We start from the raw sequence: 16,881 nt of genomic DNA on the forward strand, positions 1-16,881 counted from the left end.
AACCAATCGACCGAACGGACTCAAATGTCATGAGAGGCAAGGCTGCCCAATGAAGATTGCCACATGGAACATCAACGGCGTCAAAGCGCGTCTCGACGGCCTCGTCGGCTGGCTTAGCGAGTTCGAACCCCGACATCGCCTGTCTGCAGGAGATCAAATCCGTCGACGAGACATTTCCGAGAAGCGAGATCGAGGCGCTCGGCTATCATGTGGAGACGCATGGACAGAAAGGCTTCAATGGCGTTGCCCTGCTCTCCAAGATAAGACCGGACGAGATCAATCGAGGATTGCCGGGGGACCCTGCCGACGAACAGTCGCGCTTCATCGAAGGCGTGTTCTCCGTCAATAGCGGAGCCCTTCGGGTCTGCTGCCTCTATCTGCCGAACGGAAATCCGGTAGAGACGGAAAAATACCCCTACAAGCTCGGATGGATGCGGCGTCTGGCAGCCTTCGCGGAACAGAGGCTCGCCCTGGAGGAACCGCTCATCCTGGCCGGCGACTACAACGTCATCCCGGAGGCGCATGACTGCTGGGACGTCAAGGTCTGGCGGAACGACGCTCTCTACCTGCCAGAGACACGTGCCGCCTTTCGGCGGCTGCGCAACCTCGGCTTCACCGACGCGGTGCGCGCGACCTCCGACGAGGCGCCGCTCTATTCGTTCTGGGATTATCAGGCCGGCTGCTGGCAGAAGAATTTCGGCATCCGCATCGATCATCTGATGCTGTCGCCGGAGGCGGCCGACAAGCTCGTGTCGACCTCTATCGAAAAACACGTCCGTGCCTGGGAAAAGCCGTCCGACCATGTGCCCGTAACGGCTGAATTCGCGTTCGCGACGACCTGAGGCGAGGCGAGCTTTCCTGCCCTGCGGCCGCCATCCTCGGGTCAGGCCGCACAGGACCTCAATCGTCGTCGTTCTGCAGATGCATGTTCTGGGACATGGTTATCGCCACCCGGCGATCGTCTTCGGTGGCGAGCGAGAACGCCTGTTCCTGCATCGCCTGAAGCCAGGGCCGGTCCTTGGGAGAACATTGGCCGAGCGCCGCCGTCATGTATGCGAGACCGCGAGCGGTCTGACCTTCCTGGAAAATGACGTTGCCGAAAACGCCCATGGCGCCGGCATGACCATTCTTGCGCGCCCGGTTGAGCCATTTCTTGGCCTGCTGGACATTGACGCTTCCGCCCTCGCCCGAAAGCAACATGCGCGCGAGCTGGAATTGTGCTTCCGCCACGCCGAAGGTGGAGGCCGCCTGGAAATACAACTGCCTGGCCTGCGACAGGTCGGACCTTACCGGGGTGTCGGGAATGCCGCGCCGGTAGTAGCCGGCAAGCGAAATCAATGCATTGACGAAGTAGCCCGTATCTTCCGAGCCCGGCTCGACACCCTGTTGTGCGATTTCGCTGTAGATCTTGAATGCTTCGAGATCGTTCTCCGCGACACCATCGCCATAGGCATACATATTGGCGAGCGCCCAGCGAGAGCCCGTGTGCCCCTTTTCGGCAGCATATCGATAGGCCTCGACCGCTTCGTCTTTCCGGCCGCTCTTATAGGCGGAAAAACCGAACTTGAAGAGCGCGAAGGGGCCGGACTCCTTGGTCACGCCGGCTCCGGGATCGAAAGCCCGTGCCGGCCCGGCCGCGGTTGCGCCAACCGCCAGCGACATGCCAAGCACCGCAACCCTAAGCGACTTCAATTCACCCGCGCGCATAACAATCAGTTTCTTTCGTTCGAGCCGGCCACGCCGACCCCATCACCGTCGCGAAGATGCTGCACATACTGGCTCCTGCGCCCACCGGTGCTCCGGCTGCGCGCCTGAGGCCAATTGCTACGGGATGTCATGACGGCACACAAACTCACTTCACCTCAACGCGGGCATGGAACTCGACTAGCCTTCGTCCCTATATCGCTGCTCTCATTTTGTGGCGGGAAATGGACATAATCGACCCGGCCCGGATAGTAGCAAACCGTAGCAGGAAATGTGTTGCTGAATCGTCACATTCACAACCGCTTATAAGCGTGGTTACCAGACATAAAAAAAGGCCCGGCGGAGACCGGGCCTCGAGCAGTGGATTTTAGGAGATCAGAACCTGACCTTCAGCGATGTCGAGATCGCACCGACGAAGTCATTGTCGAAGTCGTAGGAGACATCGCCGCCGATCGTCTCCCCTTCGAAATCAACCGGACCGGAACTGCCGCTGGTCAGGATACCGACGACGCCGGCAAGACGGATTTCTACATTCTCGGTCGGCGTATAGGAAACGCCTGTGCCGAGCGTCCAGGTATCGGTCTGAGCCCCGTAGCCTTGGCTTGTTCCACGATCCCAGGTGAGGCTGACTGCACCGCTCCATTGATCGTTGAACTTGTGGCCGATGCCCCCGGTGACGGTCCAGCCATCCCGGTAAAGGAGATCGAGGCTGGTGCACGGCGTAGTAGGCGATATCGTCGCAGGGCAGAATGTTACAACCTGCAACTGACTCCAATCGGTCCATTTGATGGAGCCAAACGCCAACCACCCGGGGGCAATGCCGGATTGAACCTTGAGTTCAAGCGAATCCGGCATCGAGGCCGAACCCCGAACGTCATATTTGGTGCCGGTGATCAACGGAGGACCGACCGGGAAAGGGTTCGGAAACGCAAGCTGACGCAGATCGATGAAGCCTGAAAGATCATCCAGATCTACAGCACTGTTGTACACCAAGCTCGCCCGCATAGCATATTCAGGAATTTCGTATGCAACGCCGGTGCGCCAACCCCATCCGCTGTCTTCCAGCTCGAGACGACCGACGCCAGAAAAGGTCGAAAGCGGAAACGGCGCGAAGGTGTAATCCTGCACGAGTCGCTCTTTAAAGCCGCCCACTTCCTGATAGAATCCACCGCCAATAACCCGGAAATAGCCAGGTCCCATTTCCCACTTGTAGGAACAGGTGGCCGCATAGTTGTCGCTCTCCACCTTCGTCTCGATGTTGTTGTTGGCACCGGCCCAGTTTTTGCCGGGGTTGGTATGGGCGCCCCAAGGCTGCGAGTAGTCCGCCATACAGTCAATACTGTCACCCAAAGCAGCCTTAACGCCGATGCGGGGCGCCCAATAGCTCTCAGTGTCGTCCGCGGTGCTTGGACGATAATTCAGGTTTCCGCCACCAAATGTCCCTCCGAGAATGTCCGTATTGGCGGTATCGGTGTCCTCGACATTCTTCAGCTTACGTTGCGGATTGACATAGGTCGCCGTCGCTTCGGCCGCATAGTCCGACGGGTCGAACAAGAGATCGATATTATAGCCGCTGCGCTCGAGCCCTCCCGCCTGCGCAGCCGAGGCCACGAGCACCCCGGCCACCGCAGCCAGAACACCCTGCTTCAATCCAATTCGAGCCATCAAGCTCCTCCCCTGCATTCCAATTCTGCGGCCATCCGCCTCGAGGCCGCGCTTGGGGGAAGTATCCTCACGATTGCGTGAAATGGCAAACTGGAAGCCCCTGAGCCGACCGGGCGAGACCGGTCATCGGATTTACGTAAGAATTCCCACTTCTCGCCACAATTCGGCCGCTAATAGAATTTCTTTTCCCGAAAGACCGCGATTTCATCAACCGATGGAATTAAATACTACCAAATCGCGGTGTGTGACGCTGTAACAACATCATGGCTTTTTACACGACGCCCTTGCCAGACACCATTGAAACGCCGGCAGCTAAAACCCATGCGTGCATTGTCGATCGCCCCACCTGCGTTGCCGCCGAGCCAGACCAGGAACCGATTCGCCGCATGGGTCAGAAATTGGAAAATCCGCGGCATTGCTGCCGCGGATCGTGTCTGCCTTCGAGTTTGTCTCGCAGATGAAAAGCTACCCGGCTTCCGTAACGCGGGACAAAGCAACGCCGAGCGAGTCTCTTTGCAGGTCGAGTTCGACCAGCCGCTCGCGCTCGGCCTCGACCAGTTCAGGCTTGGCATTGGCGACGAATTTTTCGTTGGCGAGCTTGCCGAGGATCCGTTGCCGCTCGACGTCTACCTTTGCGATGGCCTTTTCCAGACGCAATTTTTCGGCCGCGAGATCGATGAGACTGCCGAGCGGAAGGCAAGCCGTCGCTTCGCCGACCACGATCTGAGCGCTGCCGCGGGGCGCCACTGACGCGCGCTCGATATTCTCCACTCTCGCCAGACGCTTGATCGCAGAGGCGTGCCGGTCGAGCCGCTCGCTCGTCAGCGCCTTCGCCCCGACGATGACCAATGGAGCCATCGCCGCCGGAGGGACATTCATTTCGGCGCGAACCGAACGAATGCCGGAAACGAGATCGATCAGCCAGTTGATTTCGTCTGCAGCCGCGTCATCCGCATAGAAGGCGGCCGGCCATTCGGCATGGCAAAGGAGCGTCGTACGCTCTCGCCCGGGGCCGGTCGTCTTTTCCCAAAGCTCTTCCGTCATGAAGGGCATGAACGGATGCAGCAGCTTGTAGATCTCATCCAGGACATAGGCCGTGCAGGCCTGGGACTCGCGCTTGGCCGCTTCATCGTCGCCATTGAAGACAGGCTTCAGGAGTTCGAGATACCAGTCGCAGAACTGGTTCCAGACGAAGCGGTAAAGGGTTCCCGCCGCCTCGTTGAAGCGGTAATCTTCGATCGCCTCGCTCACGTCGCGGATGGTGCGCGACAATTCCGTCAGGATCCAGCGGTTGATCGTCAGCGACGCTGCCTCGGGAATAAAGCCGTCGCTGCTTACTGCCCCGTTCATCTCGGCAAAGCGGGTCGCATTCCACAGCTTGGTTCCGAAGTTGCGGTAGCCTGCTATCCGGGCCGGGTCGAGCTTCACGTCGCGCCCCTGAGCCGCCATGATCGCCAGCGTGAAGCGCAGTGCGTCGGCGCCGTATTCGTCTATGAGCTCCAGCGGGTCGATGACGTTGCCCTTGGACTTCGACATTTTCTGCCCGTTCTTGTCACGGACGAGCGCATGAACATACACCGTGTGGAAAGGCTCGACAGGTGTGCCGTCCGCATCCTTCATGAAATGAAGACCCATCATCATCATCCGGGCGACCCAGAAGAAGATGATGTCGAAGCCGGTTACCAGCACATCGGTCTGATAATATTTGTCGAGCTCCGGCGTCTCCTGCGGCCAACCGAGCGTCGAGAAGGGCCAGAGCGCCGAGGAGAACCAGGTGTCGAGGACATCCTCGTCGCGCGTCAGTATCTCACCCGGCTTGAAGTTTTCGAGCAGGTCTTCGACATAGGCCTTCATCGGTCCTTCATGGGCGATGTAATGCTGAATCGCCGCGTGCAGCGCTTCCTCCTCGTTTCGTTCAACGAAGATCTGCCCATCGGGACCGTACCAGGCGGGGATCTGGTGGCCCCACCAGAGCTGGCGCGAAATGCACCAGGGTTGGATGTTCTCCATCCATTCGAAATAGGTCTTTTCCCAGTTCTTCGGGACGAAATTCGTCCTGCCTTCCTTGACCGCCGCAATCGCCGGCTTCGCCAAGGTCTTGGCGTCGACATACCATTGCTCGGTCAGGCGCGGCTCGATCGGCACGCCGCCGCGGTCACCATGGGGCACCATGTGCTTGTGAGGCGCGATGTGATCGACGAGCCCGGCCTCTTCGAGCATCTCGACGATAAGCTTGCGCGCTTCGAAGCGATCCTTGCCCTCCAGTTGATCCCAGGCGCCGTGCAGCGCCGCCGGGTGGTCGAGCCCCTCGAGGAAATCCTCGTTGTTCTTGATCGTTATCCGGCCGTCTGCCGTGAGAACGTTGACCTGCCGCAGTCCCCTGCGTTTTCCGACGTCGAAATCGTTGAAGTCGTGCGCAGGCGTCATCTTCACCGCGCCGGTGCCGGTCGTCGGATCCGGGTACTCGTCGGCCACGATCGGAATGCGGCGGCCGACGATCGGCAGAATGACGTGCTTGCCCACGATACCCTTGTAACGGGCGTCATCGGGGTGCACGGCAACGCCGGTGTCGCCGAGCATGGTTTCCGGACGCGTCGTCGCGACGACGAGATAGTCGCGCGCCTCCCATTCCGTCGCATTGCCTTCCTCATCGAAGGCGACGGGATGCTGATAGGTCACGCCCTCTTCGAGCGGGTAGCGCAGATGCCAGAGATGGCCGTTGACCTCGACCGGCTCGACCTCGATGTCGGAGATCGCGGTTTGCAGCTTCGGGTCCCAGTTGACCAGACGGGTGTCGCGATAGATGAGGCCTTCCTTGTAAAGGCTGACGAAGACCTCGATGACCGCCTCGGACAGCCCCTCGTCCATCGTGAAGCGCTCGCGCGACCAGTCGCACGAGGCGCCGAGCCGCTTCAATTGATTGAAAATCAGGCCCCCGGATTCGGCTTTCCACTCCCAGACCTTCTCTATAAAGGCCTCGCGGCCCATATCGCGGCGGTTCGGAAGCTGACGTTCCATGAGCTGGCGCTCGACGACCATCTGGGTCGCGATACCCGCATGGTCCATACCCGGCTGCCAGAGCACATCCTTGCCGCGCATGCGCTCGAAGCGGACCATGATGTCCTGCAGCGTATTGTTGAGCGCATGGCCCATATGGAGCGATCCCGTCACGTTCGGCGGGGGGATCACGATCGTGAAGGTCTCCGCCTCCGGCTTCGCGTTGACACCGGCGCGAAAGGCATCCGCTTCGTCCCAGGCCTTGGCGATCTTCGGTTCTACCGCTGCGGAATCGTAGGTTTTATCAAGCATTCTTTGGCCGATTTCTGGAGATTGATGTCAGCGTTTGTAAACCGGAAGGCCCGGGGCAAGTCAACCTGAACGGGGAAAAAGCCGCAGCCATCGTGCATGCCGCTTCCATCTTAGATTACTTCCGGGAAAAGTGTGTAACGCTTTTCTGTCCGGACGTGCGCAGGTTCGAATGCGCTACTGGGGAAAAGAGCTCGGCGAGTTTCCTGAAATCGTCCACGGGCGGCAGACGCAAGTCGGGCACGTCTACCGTTTACGTCAGCGCCGGGGCCCGCGTGCCACGCGCTCGATTTCCTCGCGCACCAGTCTTTCGACCAATGTCGGCAAGTTGTCGTCCAGCCATTCCTGCAACATCGGACGCAGCATCGCCTCGGCGATCTCGTCGAAGGAACGCCGGGGTCCGTTCTCGACGGCATGTGCCAATTCGTCGAAAGCGCGCGCAACCTGACGGCTGACAGCCGGGGAAACGATCGTTCCAGGCGTGCCTTCCGGCTCCGTTGCCTCGTCCGAGGCCGCATGCGCGGCCGCCGACACATCCCCGGCCACAGGAGCCGACCCGGCGTCCGCTGCCGCACTCGCCGGGATGGCCGAAGAGGGAAACGCAGCGATGCGGGATATCATCGCCGGACTGTCCGCTGGCGACCGCGCCTCCTCGCCTCCTGCTTGATCCCTCGGAACCGTATGCACCGCCTGCCGCTCCGAAGCGGCCCTCACCCTTGCCGCGACATCGGCAAGCGAAAGCGGTGCAGACGACGCTACCGGCGCGTCGGTACGGTTATCGACCGCCGATGGTGACGTCCTGACCGAGGAGAATTGGTCGTCGGCGGATCCGAACGCATCCGCTTCGACCTCCGGATCCATCGACAGTTCGACATCGTCGCGGGCGCCGTCCTCGAAGCTCTGCTGCGCGGAGGTTCCGGCCGGACCAGGCTCGTTACTCTCGATGATCTTGCGAATGGATGCCAGAATCTCATCCATCGAAGGTTCACGTGCGACGTTGAGCTGCGCCATTTCAATCCCCGTTTGCTGCGGACGAACACGGAAAAGCCGCTCCGTGTGCCGATTCGAACAAACCTTAAGTGAGTTCGCCGACGAAACAAACGCCGCGAATCAGCTCGGTAAATTCTTGCACAGATTTGTTTTTTTCGGCAGGGGCAATGGCACTTGCGCCCTAAAGCCCGTTGAGATTCGGGCCACCCGCCGCTTGTTTGATTTCCCCATCCCTGTGCGCGTCACAGGAATGAGGACGGGGATGTGCGAAGCGGGACGGGACACTGTCCACGGGCGTGACCGGCGAACTTCCGCGCCGCCTCGATATCTTCACGGTTTATGAAGCGCGCCGAGGGGCCGCACCCTCTCCGTCCCCATCCTTGTGCTCGTCACAGGGATCCAGCAGCGTCGCGTCTGCGGCGCGGGAAGAGTTCTTTCAGCCCAAGGACTTGGGCTGGCTGGATTCCTGTGACAAGCACAGGAATGAGGGACCGGGATGTGCGGTTCCTACAACTTGCGCTTGGGAATATGCGAGGGAATGTTCAACCTGTGACGCAATGAAACGCGCCGAGGGGTCGCACCTCTCTATCCTCATCCCTGTGCTCGTCACAGGGATCCAGCAGCGCCGCGTCTGCGGCGCTGAAGACTCTTTCAGCCCAAGGACTTGGTCTGGCTGGATTTCCTGTGACAAGCACGGGAATGAGGAAATCAAACGAGCCGCCGCGGGTGGCTCGAATCTCAACGGGCTTGTCACAAAACGCCGCGACCCTGGGGGACGCGGCGTTTCGTGTCGAATTGGCTAAGGGCCGTCTAGCGCCCGTCGACGGTGCGCAGGCCGAACCACTTGTCCTTGACGGCCTCGTAATGTTCCTCGGCCCGATATTCGGCCACCTGCAGGCCCTGGCTCCTGACTGTCAGGTGGCCCATTGCGGCGAGCAAGGCATAGCTTGCAACCACCGCATCGCGTTGCGCGCCCGCCAGCGACTCCTGCGCGTCCAGCACGTCCTGCTGCGCGTCGAGCACGTCCAGCGTAGTGCGCTGACCGACCTTGCGCTCTTCGATCACGCCTTCGAGCGCGAGATTCGCTGCGGAGATCTGCGACCGGCTGGCCTTGATTCGGGCAAGTGCCGATTCGAGCTGCGCATGCGCCGATACGACGGTCTGCTGCACCGAGGCCCGCTCGGAGTCGACGAGGATCCGTTGCTGCCCCAGAATTTCCTTGGCCTGGCGAATCTGGCCGTATTCCGCACCGCCCTGATAGATCGGAACTTCGAGCCGAGCAGTGACGCTCGCCGTCGTGTCATCAAGTCCCAGATTACCGGCATTACCGGTGTTACGGCTCACGGCACCCTGGAGAACGACGCCCGGCAGCATCGTGCCTTCCGCCGATTTCACCTGGTAACCGGCCGAATCGACGGCATATTGCGCCGCCAGGATTCGCGGGTTCTCGCGCAGCCCCGTCGCCACGGCCTGATCGAGGGACCTCGGCATGGCCTTCGTGGCCGGTCCAGGCTGTCTGATGCCGGTCGGCGCTGCGCCGACGATCTGCACATAGACCGCTTCGCTCTGTTTCAGCTGCGCGATTGCAGCAACGAGCAGCGACTGGGCGTTGGCGAGTTCGGCTTCCGCCTGGCTCACATCCGTCCGCGTGCCTTCGCCCACATCGAGGCGGGCCTGTGCGGCGCTCAACTGTTCCCGAAGGAAGGCGAGGTTCTGACGACGAATGGAAACGACCTGCTGATCGCGGGCTATGTTCGCATAGGATTGCGCGGCCGAAAGAAGAATCTGGATCTCATTGGCCTTCAGCGTCTCGCGGCTCGAAAACACCTCCGCTTCGGCCGCCCTGACATTGTTCAGGGTCTGAAATCCATCGAAGATCGTCTGCGTGATGGAAATCCCGACCTGTCCGGAATGAAAGTCGCGGGTGCCGGTCCGTTCGGCGTCGACCCGTGAGAGCGTCCCAGTCGCCGACGCGGAAACCTGCGGCCGGTAGCCGGCCTTCGCAATCGGAACCCCTTCATCGGTCGCGCGCAGCCCGGCGCGAGCGGCGTTGAGATCCGGGTTGTTCGCATAGGCCTTGGCCATCGCCCCGAAAATCGTCTCCGCGAGAACGGCGTGGGGCGCGAGCAGCACACTGGTCGAGACAGCCGCCCACAAGGCTGCTTTGCGGACAATCGACACCATCTTCCCTCCGATCAATCGGGGCAGCGTCGCCACCCCGCATTTTTCAGCAGGCCCTTTGGCGGCCTGCACAAACACTGCAGTGAAGCCCCGCGCCACCCATGGCGGGCAAATCACCGCTTCCAGGCTCTTTTGAACTCCGGATTCGGGTCTACGACAACTGCGCACCGACCCTCTGCACGGCCATTTCAAAAAGAAACAAATAATACGTTGCCGATTGGCAACATTGCAGTTTTCGCTTCAACACTCATATGTTGAGCTACCTCAATAAGAGGCACATCAAAAAACAAAAGAACGGTTGCGGCGGAAGCCGGGAAGCGGCTTCACGGCGGTGTTGAAGTCAGCTCGCTCCGACGTCATGCCCGATTCGCGCACGTAAAGTTTCGCACGAGATGCGTTACCAAAACCTTCCACGACCACGAGCCGGCCTCCGTCGCGAAGCTGCTCGAACAGCTCGGCAGGGATCATCTCGACGGCACCGTTGATGAAGATGACGTCATAGGGCGCCTCCGCCGCGTACCCCTTGGTGAGATCGCCGCTCACCACGGCGATATTATCGTAGCCGAGGCGTGCCAGCGTCTCCGTGGCCGTGGCGGCCAGGGCTTCGTCGCTCTCCAGCGCCACGACGGAACCGGCGAGAAGCGACAGCAAGGCAGAGGCGTAACCTGTCCCGCAGCCGATTTCGAGGACCAGATCCGAGTTGGAGATCTCCGCAAGCTGGAGAAGTTTCGCCAGCGGCGACGGCTCCATCAGGTAACGCGGCTGGGGACCGCCGACGAGCTCGATATCGGTGTCGATATAGGCCAGCTCCCGCATCTTGGCAGGCACGAACTCCTCACGCGGGACCGACAGGAAAGCAGACAGGACTGAATGGGAGGTCACATCCGTGGTCCGGATCTGATTGTCCACCATCTTGATGCGGGCTGCTTCGAAATTCATGATATTGCCTCGTGTCGGAATGGGCGCGGCGCCGGGAAGATCGTGCGTTCGGCGGCCGCTAGCCCGTTGCCTGAAGCGCGAAGCGCCGTATTGATGCGTCGCGCCTCAGGTTGTTGTCTCTGTGCCTGTCGTCGGTCCGAAACCGCTCCGCGCTTTCGGACACATTCATAAAGCTCATAGATCGCCGCACGGCCGGTTTCAAGCGACTGCGTCTCCGTGCACGCAAAAAGGCACCGCCAGCCCACATCGGAACTGGCGGCCGGGCTATCAGGAACCTGCCGAGACGAGGATGCGGACGGAAAACCGCTAGCGGGCGGGAGCGGCCTCCAGGCCGACGAGTGCGATCTTGCCGTAGCCGGCATTCTGAATGAGGTTCATCACCGTCATCAGTTCGCCGTAGTCGACCAGGCGATCGGCGCGCAGAAGCACGCGCGTATCCGTGTTGCCGCCGGTTATCCGGTTCAGCTCGGAAACGAAGGCTTCGCGAGGCGCCTCTTCATTGCCGATGGCAAGCGTGAGGTCGGCTTTCAACGTCACGAAGACCGGTTTGTCGTCGCGCGGCGTCGGCTTTGCGACGGATTGCGGCAGGTCGACCTTCATGTCGACCGTCGCGAGCGGCGCAGCCACCATGAAGATGATGAGCAGCACGAGCATGACGTCGATGAAGGGGGTGACGTTGATCTCGCTGTTCTCGTCGAGATCGCCGCCGCTCTCGGAAATTCTTCCAGCCATTTTCGCTTATCCGATTCTGGCGATCGAGTTGGGGCCGTGAACGAAGCCGTCCTGGCGGCACGGCGGCGCTCTGCGGGCGTGGCGATGATCGAGATCGCGGCTTACCAGTCTTTCGACGGCCGCCGCCGCATCTGCCAGGATGAGCTTGTACCCCCCGACGGACCGGGCAAAATAGTTGTAGATCACCACCGCCGGTATTGCCGCGACGAGACCGATCGCAGTCGCCAGCAGCGCCTCGGCGATGCCCGGCGCAACGATGGCGAGGTTGGTCGTCTGCGCCTTGCTGATGCCGATGAAGGAATTCATGATTCCCCAGACGGTACCGAAGAGGCCGACGAATGGACCGACTGACCCGATGGACGCCAGGATCCCGGTACCGGCACTCATCCTTTTGCCGGCGCGAACTTCGATACGCGTGAGCAGAGAGGAGACGCGTTCCTTGACACCTACTGCCGGCGCAAGGTCCAGAACGGCGTCCGAGCGCGTCATTTCGTCGACCGCTGCGGCAATCATCTCCCCAGCCACGCCAGCGCGGCGCTCGAGCTTTGGCTGCACGTCGGCGAGACCATTCGCGGAAACGAGGGCCGCCACGGCGCGCTTGAGGCGTGACTTGGCATATATGAGCTCCAGCGTCTTCACGAGGAAGATCGCCCAGGTGGCGACGGAGGCGAGCGCCAGAGCGACCATCACCGCCTTTACGACGATGTCGGCAGCGAGAAACATGCCGACCGGCGAAAGATCGTGCGGAAGCACGGGATTTGCTCCCCCGCCGTTGCGTCGCCCACCGCTGCCTCGGCCGGCGCCGGTGGCACGCCCGGACTATCGCCGCCGGGAAGGTCTGTCGCCGGCGGCTGCGCGTCGACCGAAACGGACGAGGGCTGTTGTGCGGTCTGCGCGAGGCCGGTCGCGACCGGGCCGGCAAGGAAAACAGTCAGCGTTGCCGCCAGCAACATGTTCAATTTCGGCCGGATCCGATCAGACATCTCGTTCCTCGTTTTTCCGTATTCGCCCGAGCGTCACGGGCCTGCAATCGATTTCAACAATCAGGTAGGCGCGGGATGCAAACCGCGGCCGCTCGCGCCCGCCCCTGTCGGTGAAGCGCTTTCGCAACGCTCTTTACGACAAACAATGGCGGGATGACAAGATTGTGGAGTACGATAATCAAGAATATCACGACAGATGGGCGATGAGGAACGCGCGGTCGTCAGGGCGGTGAACCCTGCAGCAAAAAACTGCCGGTGCGCCAGTCGTAGCGGCGATGACGCTGCCAGGGGCGCTCGGTGGAGGAGAACGACGTGACGACGCGCATGCGTGGCGGCACGCCCGGTCGTTCCTGCTGCTCGGCATGGATCTCGACCGCCCCCGTCCGCCGCAGCGTTTCGGCGCTTATGACCAGCGAACCGCCGGACGGGCAGGCTGCGGACGGCCGGCGGCTGGCGACGACGACCAGATCGGCGCGACCGCACAGGAAGGAGAGCGATTCGGCCTTTTCGATAACAGCCACTGTCCATCCCTCGCGGCTGCGCCCGGCGCACCCTATTCCCTTTCTGCAGGCGAAGACGCCGGGCTGGGCCGAGGTCAGGAAGGCTGCTGTCTCGACGGCGGTGTCCGGCTCCGCCTGAAGGTCGAGCGGTGCCTTATGTTCCGCGATCGCAAGTGCGCGCTGCCATTGCGAGAAGATGAACTCCGGCGGACGGCTCCGATTGGTCGCGATTGCATCCGCGGCGATCAGGCCGACCAATTGCGCATCCTCCGATATCGCGATCGATGGGCGCTCCTTCCGCGGCTCGAGCGCGATCGCGCATATACCCAGAGCGATCAGCCCCGCGCCGACGAGCGCCAGCCGCGTTCTCAGAACGCAGACCAGGATGCCGCCGAATGCGATAAGGAAGAACGGCGCGTCGCCCATGCGGCCGGTCATCCACTCCCCGTCGAGCGATGCGACATATCTCGCGACGGCCAGCATCCAGTCCAGCCCCTGCCCCATGACCACGAGGGGATAATATTCGAGCCCGAAGGGCATAAGCAGCATCGCGAACAGCGCGAAAGGCATGATCAGCACGCTGATCAGAGGCGTCGTGAGAACGTTTGCGGCCAGCCCGTAACCGGGGAGCCGGTTGAAATGGGCAGCCGCGTAAACCGCCGTCGCCAGGCCGCCGATGACGGAGGTGGCGACAGTACCGATGGCGAGGCCGGACACGACCCCCACGCTCCCCCGCTTCTTCGAGGTTTCGGGATCCTTTCTCCTGTGGTCGCGCCAGCGGGAATAGCTCGCAACGAGGGCCAGCGTCGCCGCAAAGGACATTTGGAACCCGGGTCCGGCTACCGCCGACGGCGTCCAGGCAAGGATGATGAGCGCGGCAAGCGCCACGTTGCGCAGGCTGATCGAGACGCGGTCGAAGAACAATGCGACGAGCATGATCGAAATCATGATCCAGGATCTGAGCGCTGAGACCGCACCTCCGGAAATCAGAATATAGAAGAACACCATGAGAAGAGCGCCGACGGCAGCGATCTTCTTGACGGAAGCTCTTTCCGCCAACCCCGGAACGAAGCTCAACAGAGTCCGGGCGCCGATGAGAAACGTGCCCGCCGCCAGCACCATGTTGAGTCCCGAGATCGCCAGGACATGCGACAGGCCCGCGGCGCGCAGCATCTCGACGGCCTCGCGGCTGATCGCGCGCTCCTCGCCGGTCACGAGCGCCGCAGCGATCGCACCGGTATCGCCGCCGATCGCTGTCCGGATGCGATTGCCGATCACTTCGCGGATCAGTGCCAGATATGCGGCCGCTTTCGCCGGCAGCGAGGCTTCGGACCGACCGGTGACAGCGCCGGCATCCACCGGCGCTCGCGGGGCGCCATAGAAATACCCGACCGCGCCTACGCCTTTGAAGTAGGATCCGAACGCGAAGTCGTTGAGACCCGGGAGAGCCGGCCCGGAGGGCGGCGACAAACGCGCCTTGCCTTCAATGATAGCTCCGACCGGAAACGGTTCGTGGCGGCTCCGCGCCAGCAGCGTCGCCCTTTCCGGCGCCCGGCGCAGCCGCGGGCCGGATGTTTCTTGTATGCGAACGAGATAACGCCAGCGTCCCCTGTCGTCGGGATCCCGGGTGAGGACCGTTCCGCGAACGGTCGTCGTCACGGGCGTGTCGAGAATGACCGTATCCAGCCTCGCTGTTTCGGCCGCGGCTAGCAGCATGCCCGTGGTAAAGAGAGCGGGCGCGATCACCAGCGGCCGCCAGGTTCGCAGGTCCCCCCGGCAAAGCACCGCAGATATGCCGAAAACGCAAAGCAGCGCTGCAAGTTTGGCAATTCCGACGGATTCGGGCACTGCGAGCCATGCAAGCGAGCCAAGCGCAAGCATGACCGGGATCAGGACGAAGCCGTGGCCGTATTCCTGCTCTTCCGCAACTGCAGCGCCTATGCCGAGGGAAACCGCCGTGGCCGCCGAGCCTATCCGATGGCGAATGTTTGCCGCATGCCAGCCCGCAGGCGCCCGGCGGCCGGAGCCGATGGCGGGCAAATCGCCGGTGAGAACCCGCGTGCCCTCGCTCCGGGGCCACGCGCTGCGCTCCCCATCGCGCACAACCGCTCGTGCCCCGCTCTCCCCATTCCGCTCCGCCCGCGCCTGTTTTCTCGATCCTGCAGCCAACCGCGCAATCTTGCAACTCGAAGGCTGATGCTCAAAAAAGAGGCAGACTAGATAGAATGGTACCGCATTATCAGCTTAGCGATCATTGATCTCTTCGAACGAATTGCCGTAACATGCGTTTGTTGCGTTGCCATATGCGTTTTCGCATCGCACAAGTTTGCCTTTGGTACTGCTTGGCAGTCGAAAATAAATCATATAGCAAATTCGCAACGCTCAAATTCGCGGCACAGAGCTATGCCACGATGTCACAAAAACGGAGGGTCCCATGTCAGAAAAAAGCGCGACAGTAACATTCGGCGGAAAGTCCGCGGACCTGCCGGTGCGATCGGGATCAATCGGTCCGGATGTCGTGGACATCGGCTCGCTCTACAAGCAAACGACGATGTTCACCTACGATCCGGGCTTTACCTCCACGGCATCGTGTGAATCGAAGATCACCTATATCGATGGCGACGAGGGCGTCCTGCTTCACCGCGGATTTCCAATCGAGCAACTGGCAGAGCACGGCGACTTTCTCGAAGTCTGCTACCTGCTTCTCTACGGCGAACTGCCGACAAAGGCTCAGAAGGCCGATTTCGATTATCGCGTCACGCACCACACCATGGTCCATGAGCAGATGTCGCGGTTTTTCACCGGCTTCCGCCGCGATGCCCATCCGATGGCCGTCATGTGCGGCTGCGTCGGCGCCCTTTCCGCCTTCTACCACGACTCGACCGATATCACCGATCCGCATCAGCGGATGGTCGCGTCGCTGCGCATGATCGCCAAGATGCCGACGATCGCCGCGATGGCCTACAAGTACCATATCGGCCAGCCCTTCGTTTATCCGAAGAACGATCTCGACTACGCCTCGAACTTCCTGCGCATGTGTTTCGCCGTGCCTTGCGAGGAATATGTCGTGAACCCGGTTCTGGCGCGCGCCATGGACCGGATCTTCATCCTCCACGCCGACCATGAGCAGAACGCATCGACCTCGACCGTTCGCCTCGCCGGCTCGTCGGGTGCCAACCCGTTCGCCTGTATCGCTGCCGGTATCGCCTGCCTTTGGGGACCTGCCCATGGCGGCGCCAACGAGGCGGCGCTCAACATGCTCGCCGAAATCGGCACGGTCGACCGCATTCCGGAATATATCGCCAAGGCCAAGGACAAGAACGATCCGTTCCGTCTGATGGGCTTCGGCCACCGGGTCTACAAGAACTACGATCCGCGCGCGAAGATCATGCAGAAGACGACGCATGAGGTTCTCGCCGAGCTCGGCCACAAGGACGACCCGCTCCTGGAAGTCGCGATGGAGCTCGAACGCATCGCCCTGACGGACGAGTACTTCATCGAGAAGAAGCTCTACCCGAACATCGACTTCTACTCCGGCATCACGCTGAAGGCACTGGGCTTCCCCACCACGATGTTCACGGTGCTCTTCGCGCTCGCCCGCACCGTCGGCTGGATCGCTCAATGGAACGAGATGATCGAAGATCCGGAACAGCGCATCGGCCGTCCGCGCCAGCTCTATGTCGGCGCGCCGCTGCGCGACTACGTGCCGATCTCGAAGCGGTGAACGGCGGACGAACTCGGCAAAAAGCCCATTGCGCCAACCCTCATCCTCGGGCTTGTTCCCGAGGATGACAGGTGGCAGGGTTTGCAGAGACTGTGGCGAGGCTTCCGTCATCCTCGGGGCTTGGCCCGGCGACCCACATCGGTTGCAAGCACTCGCC

At 61.5% G+C, this 16,881-nt stretch carries 9 protein-coding genes and 2 pseudogenes; 2 read left to right on the plus strand and 9 right to left on the minus strand.

The genetic code is table 11. The features are described from left to right. Window positions 1-49: 49 nt before the first annotated feature. Window positions 50-842, plus strand: a pseudogene (gene xth / locus N0Q91_RS10150) (exodeoxyribonuclease III). Between the two features lie 58 nt (window positions 843-900). On the opposite strand, the gene exoR reads toward xth, so the two are convergent. From exoR to N0Q91_RS10195, 9 genes and pseudogenes are all read right to left on the minus strand, one after another. Beyond that, entirely contained in the window at window positions 901-1,707 is an 807-nt protein-coding gene (exoR, locus tag N0Q91_RS10155) for a two-component system ChvIG regulator ExoR (protein ID WP_003534542.1), read from the minus strand. Window positions 1,708-2,079: 372 nt separating this feature from the next. After that, entirely contained in the window at window positions 2,080-3,369 is a 1,290-nt protein-coding gene (locus tag N0Q91_RS10160; RefSeq protein ID WP_275598005.1) for an OmpP1/FadL family transporter, read from the minus strand. A gap of 465 nt (window positions 3,370-3,834) precedes the next feature. Beyond that, window positions 3,835-6,678, minus strand: a complete 2,844-nt coding sequence (locus N0Q91_RS10165; protein WP_275598006.1) for a valine--tRNA ligase — start codon at window positions 6,676-6,678, stop codon at window positions 3,835-3,837. Window positions 6,679-6,933: 255 nt separating this feature from the next. Then, window positions 6,934-7,686, minus strand: a complete 753-nt coding sequence (locus N0Q91_RS10170) for a PopZ family protein (protein WP_275598007.1) — start codon at window positions 7,684-7,686, stop codon at window positions 6,934-6,936. Window positions 7,687-8,475: 789 nt separating this feature from the next. Further along, on the minus strand, window positions 8,476-9,849 hold the full coding sequence (tolC, locus tag N0Q91_RS10175; RefSeq protein WP_275598008.1) for an outer membrane channel protein TolC: 1,374 nt from the start codon (window positions 9,847-9,849) through the stop codon (window positions 8,476-8,478). A gap of 276 nt (window positions 9,850-10,125) precedes the next feature. Next, window positions 10,126-10,785 carry a protein-L-isoaspartate O-methyltransferase family protein gene (locus N0Q91_RS10180; protein ID WP_275598009.1) on the minus strand — a complete coding sequence of 220 codons (660 nt, stop codon included), beginning with the start codon at window positions 10,783-10,785 and terminating at the stop codon, window positions 10,126-10,128. Between the two features lie 306 nt (window positions 10,786-11,091). Further along, entirely contained in the window at window positions 11,092-11,517 is a 426-nt protein-coding gene (exbD, locus tag N0Q91_RS10185; RefSeq protein ID WP_018097747.1) for a TonB system transport protein ExbD, read from the minus strand. A 6-nt stretch (window positions 11,518-11,523) separates the two neighbouring features. Next, a pseudogene (gene exbB / locus N0Q91_RS10190) lies at window positions 11,524-12,500 on the minus strand (tonB-system energizer ExbB). A gap of 221 nt (window positions 12,501-12,721) precedes the next feature. After that, window positions 12,722-15,103, minus strand: coding sequence for a ComEC/Rec2 family competence protein (locus tag N0Q91_RS10195; protein ID WP_275598010.1), 2,382 nt, complete (start codon window positions 15,101-15,103; stop codon window positions 12,722-12,724). Window positions 15,104-15,434: 331 nt separating this feature from the next. Here N0Q91_RS10195 and gltA point away from each other — a divergent pair, with 331 nt between their 5' ends. Then, window positions 15,435-16,724, plus strand: a complete 1,290-nt coding sequence (gene gltA, locus N0Q91_RS10200) for a citrate synthase (RefSeq protein WP_003537363.1) — start codon at window positions 15,435-15,437, stop codon at window positions 16,722-16,724. Window positions 16,725-16,881 lie beyond the last annotated feature (157 nt).

The sequence above is a fragment of the Sinorhizobium prairiense genome, assembly GCF_029201645.2.
GTDB classification, from domain to species: Bacteria; Pseudomonadota; Alphaproteobacteria; order Rhizobiales; family Rhizobiaceae; genus Sinorhizobium; species Sinorhizobium meliloti_A.

What these genes read in the sequence shown, in the direction of transcription:
- exoR (WP_003534542.1), bottom strand. Translation starts at nt 1,707, where the DNA reads ATGCGCGCGGGTGAATTGAAGTCGCTTAGGGTTGCGGTGCTTGGCATG.
- N0Q91_RS10160 (WP_275598005.1), bottom strand. Translation starts at nt 3,369, where the DNA reads ATGGCTCGAATTGGATTGAAGCAGGGTGTTCTGGCTGCGGTGGCCGGG.
- N0Q91_RS10165 (WP_275598006.1), bottom strand. Translation starts at nt 6,678, where the DNA reads ATGCTTGATAAAACCTACGATTCCGCAGCGGTAGAACCGAAGATCGCC.
- N0Q91_RS10170 (WP_275598007.1), bottom strand. Translation starts at nt 7,686, where the DNA reads ATGGCGCAGCTCAACGTCGCACGTGAACCTTCGATGGATGAGATTCTG.
- tolC (WP_275598008.1), bottom strand. Translation starts at nt 9,849, where the DNA reads ATGGTGTCGATTGTCCGCAAAGCAGCCTTGTGGGCGGCTGTCTCGACC.
- N0Q91_RS10180 (WP_275598009.1), bottom strand. Translation starts at nt 10,785, where the DNA reads ATGAATTTCGAAGCAGCCCGCATCAAGATGGTGGACAATCAGATCCGG.
- exbD (WP_018097747.1), bottom strand. Translation starts at nt 11,517, where the DNA reads ATGGCTGGAAGAATTTCCGAGAGCGGCGGCGATCTCGACGAGAACAGC.
- gltA (WP_003537363.1), top strand. Translation starts at nt 15,435, where the DNA reads ATGTCAGAAAAAAGCGCGACAGTAACATTCGGCGGAAAGTCCGCGGAC.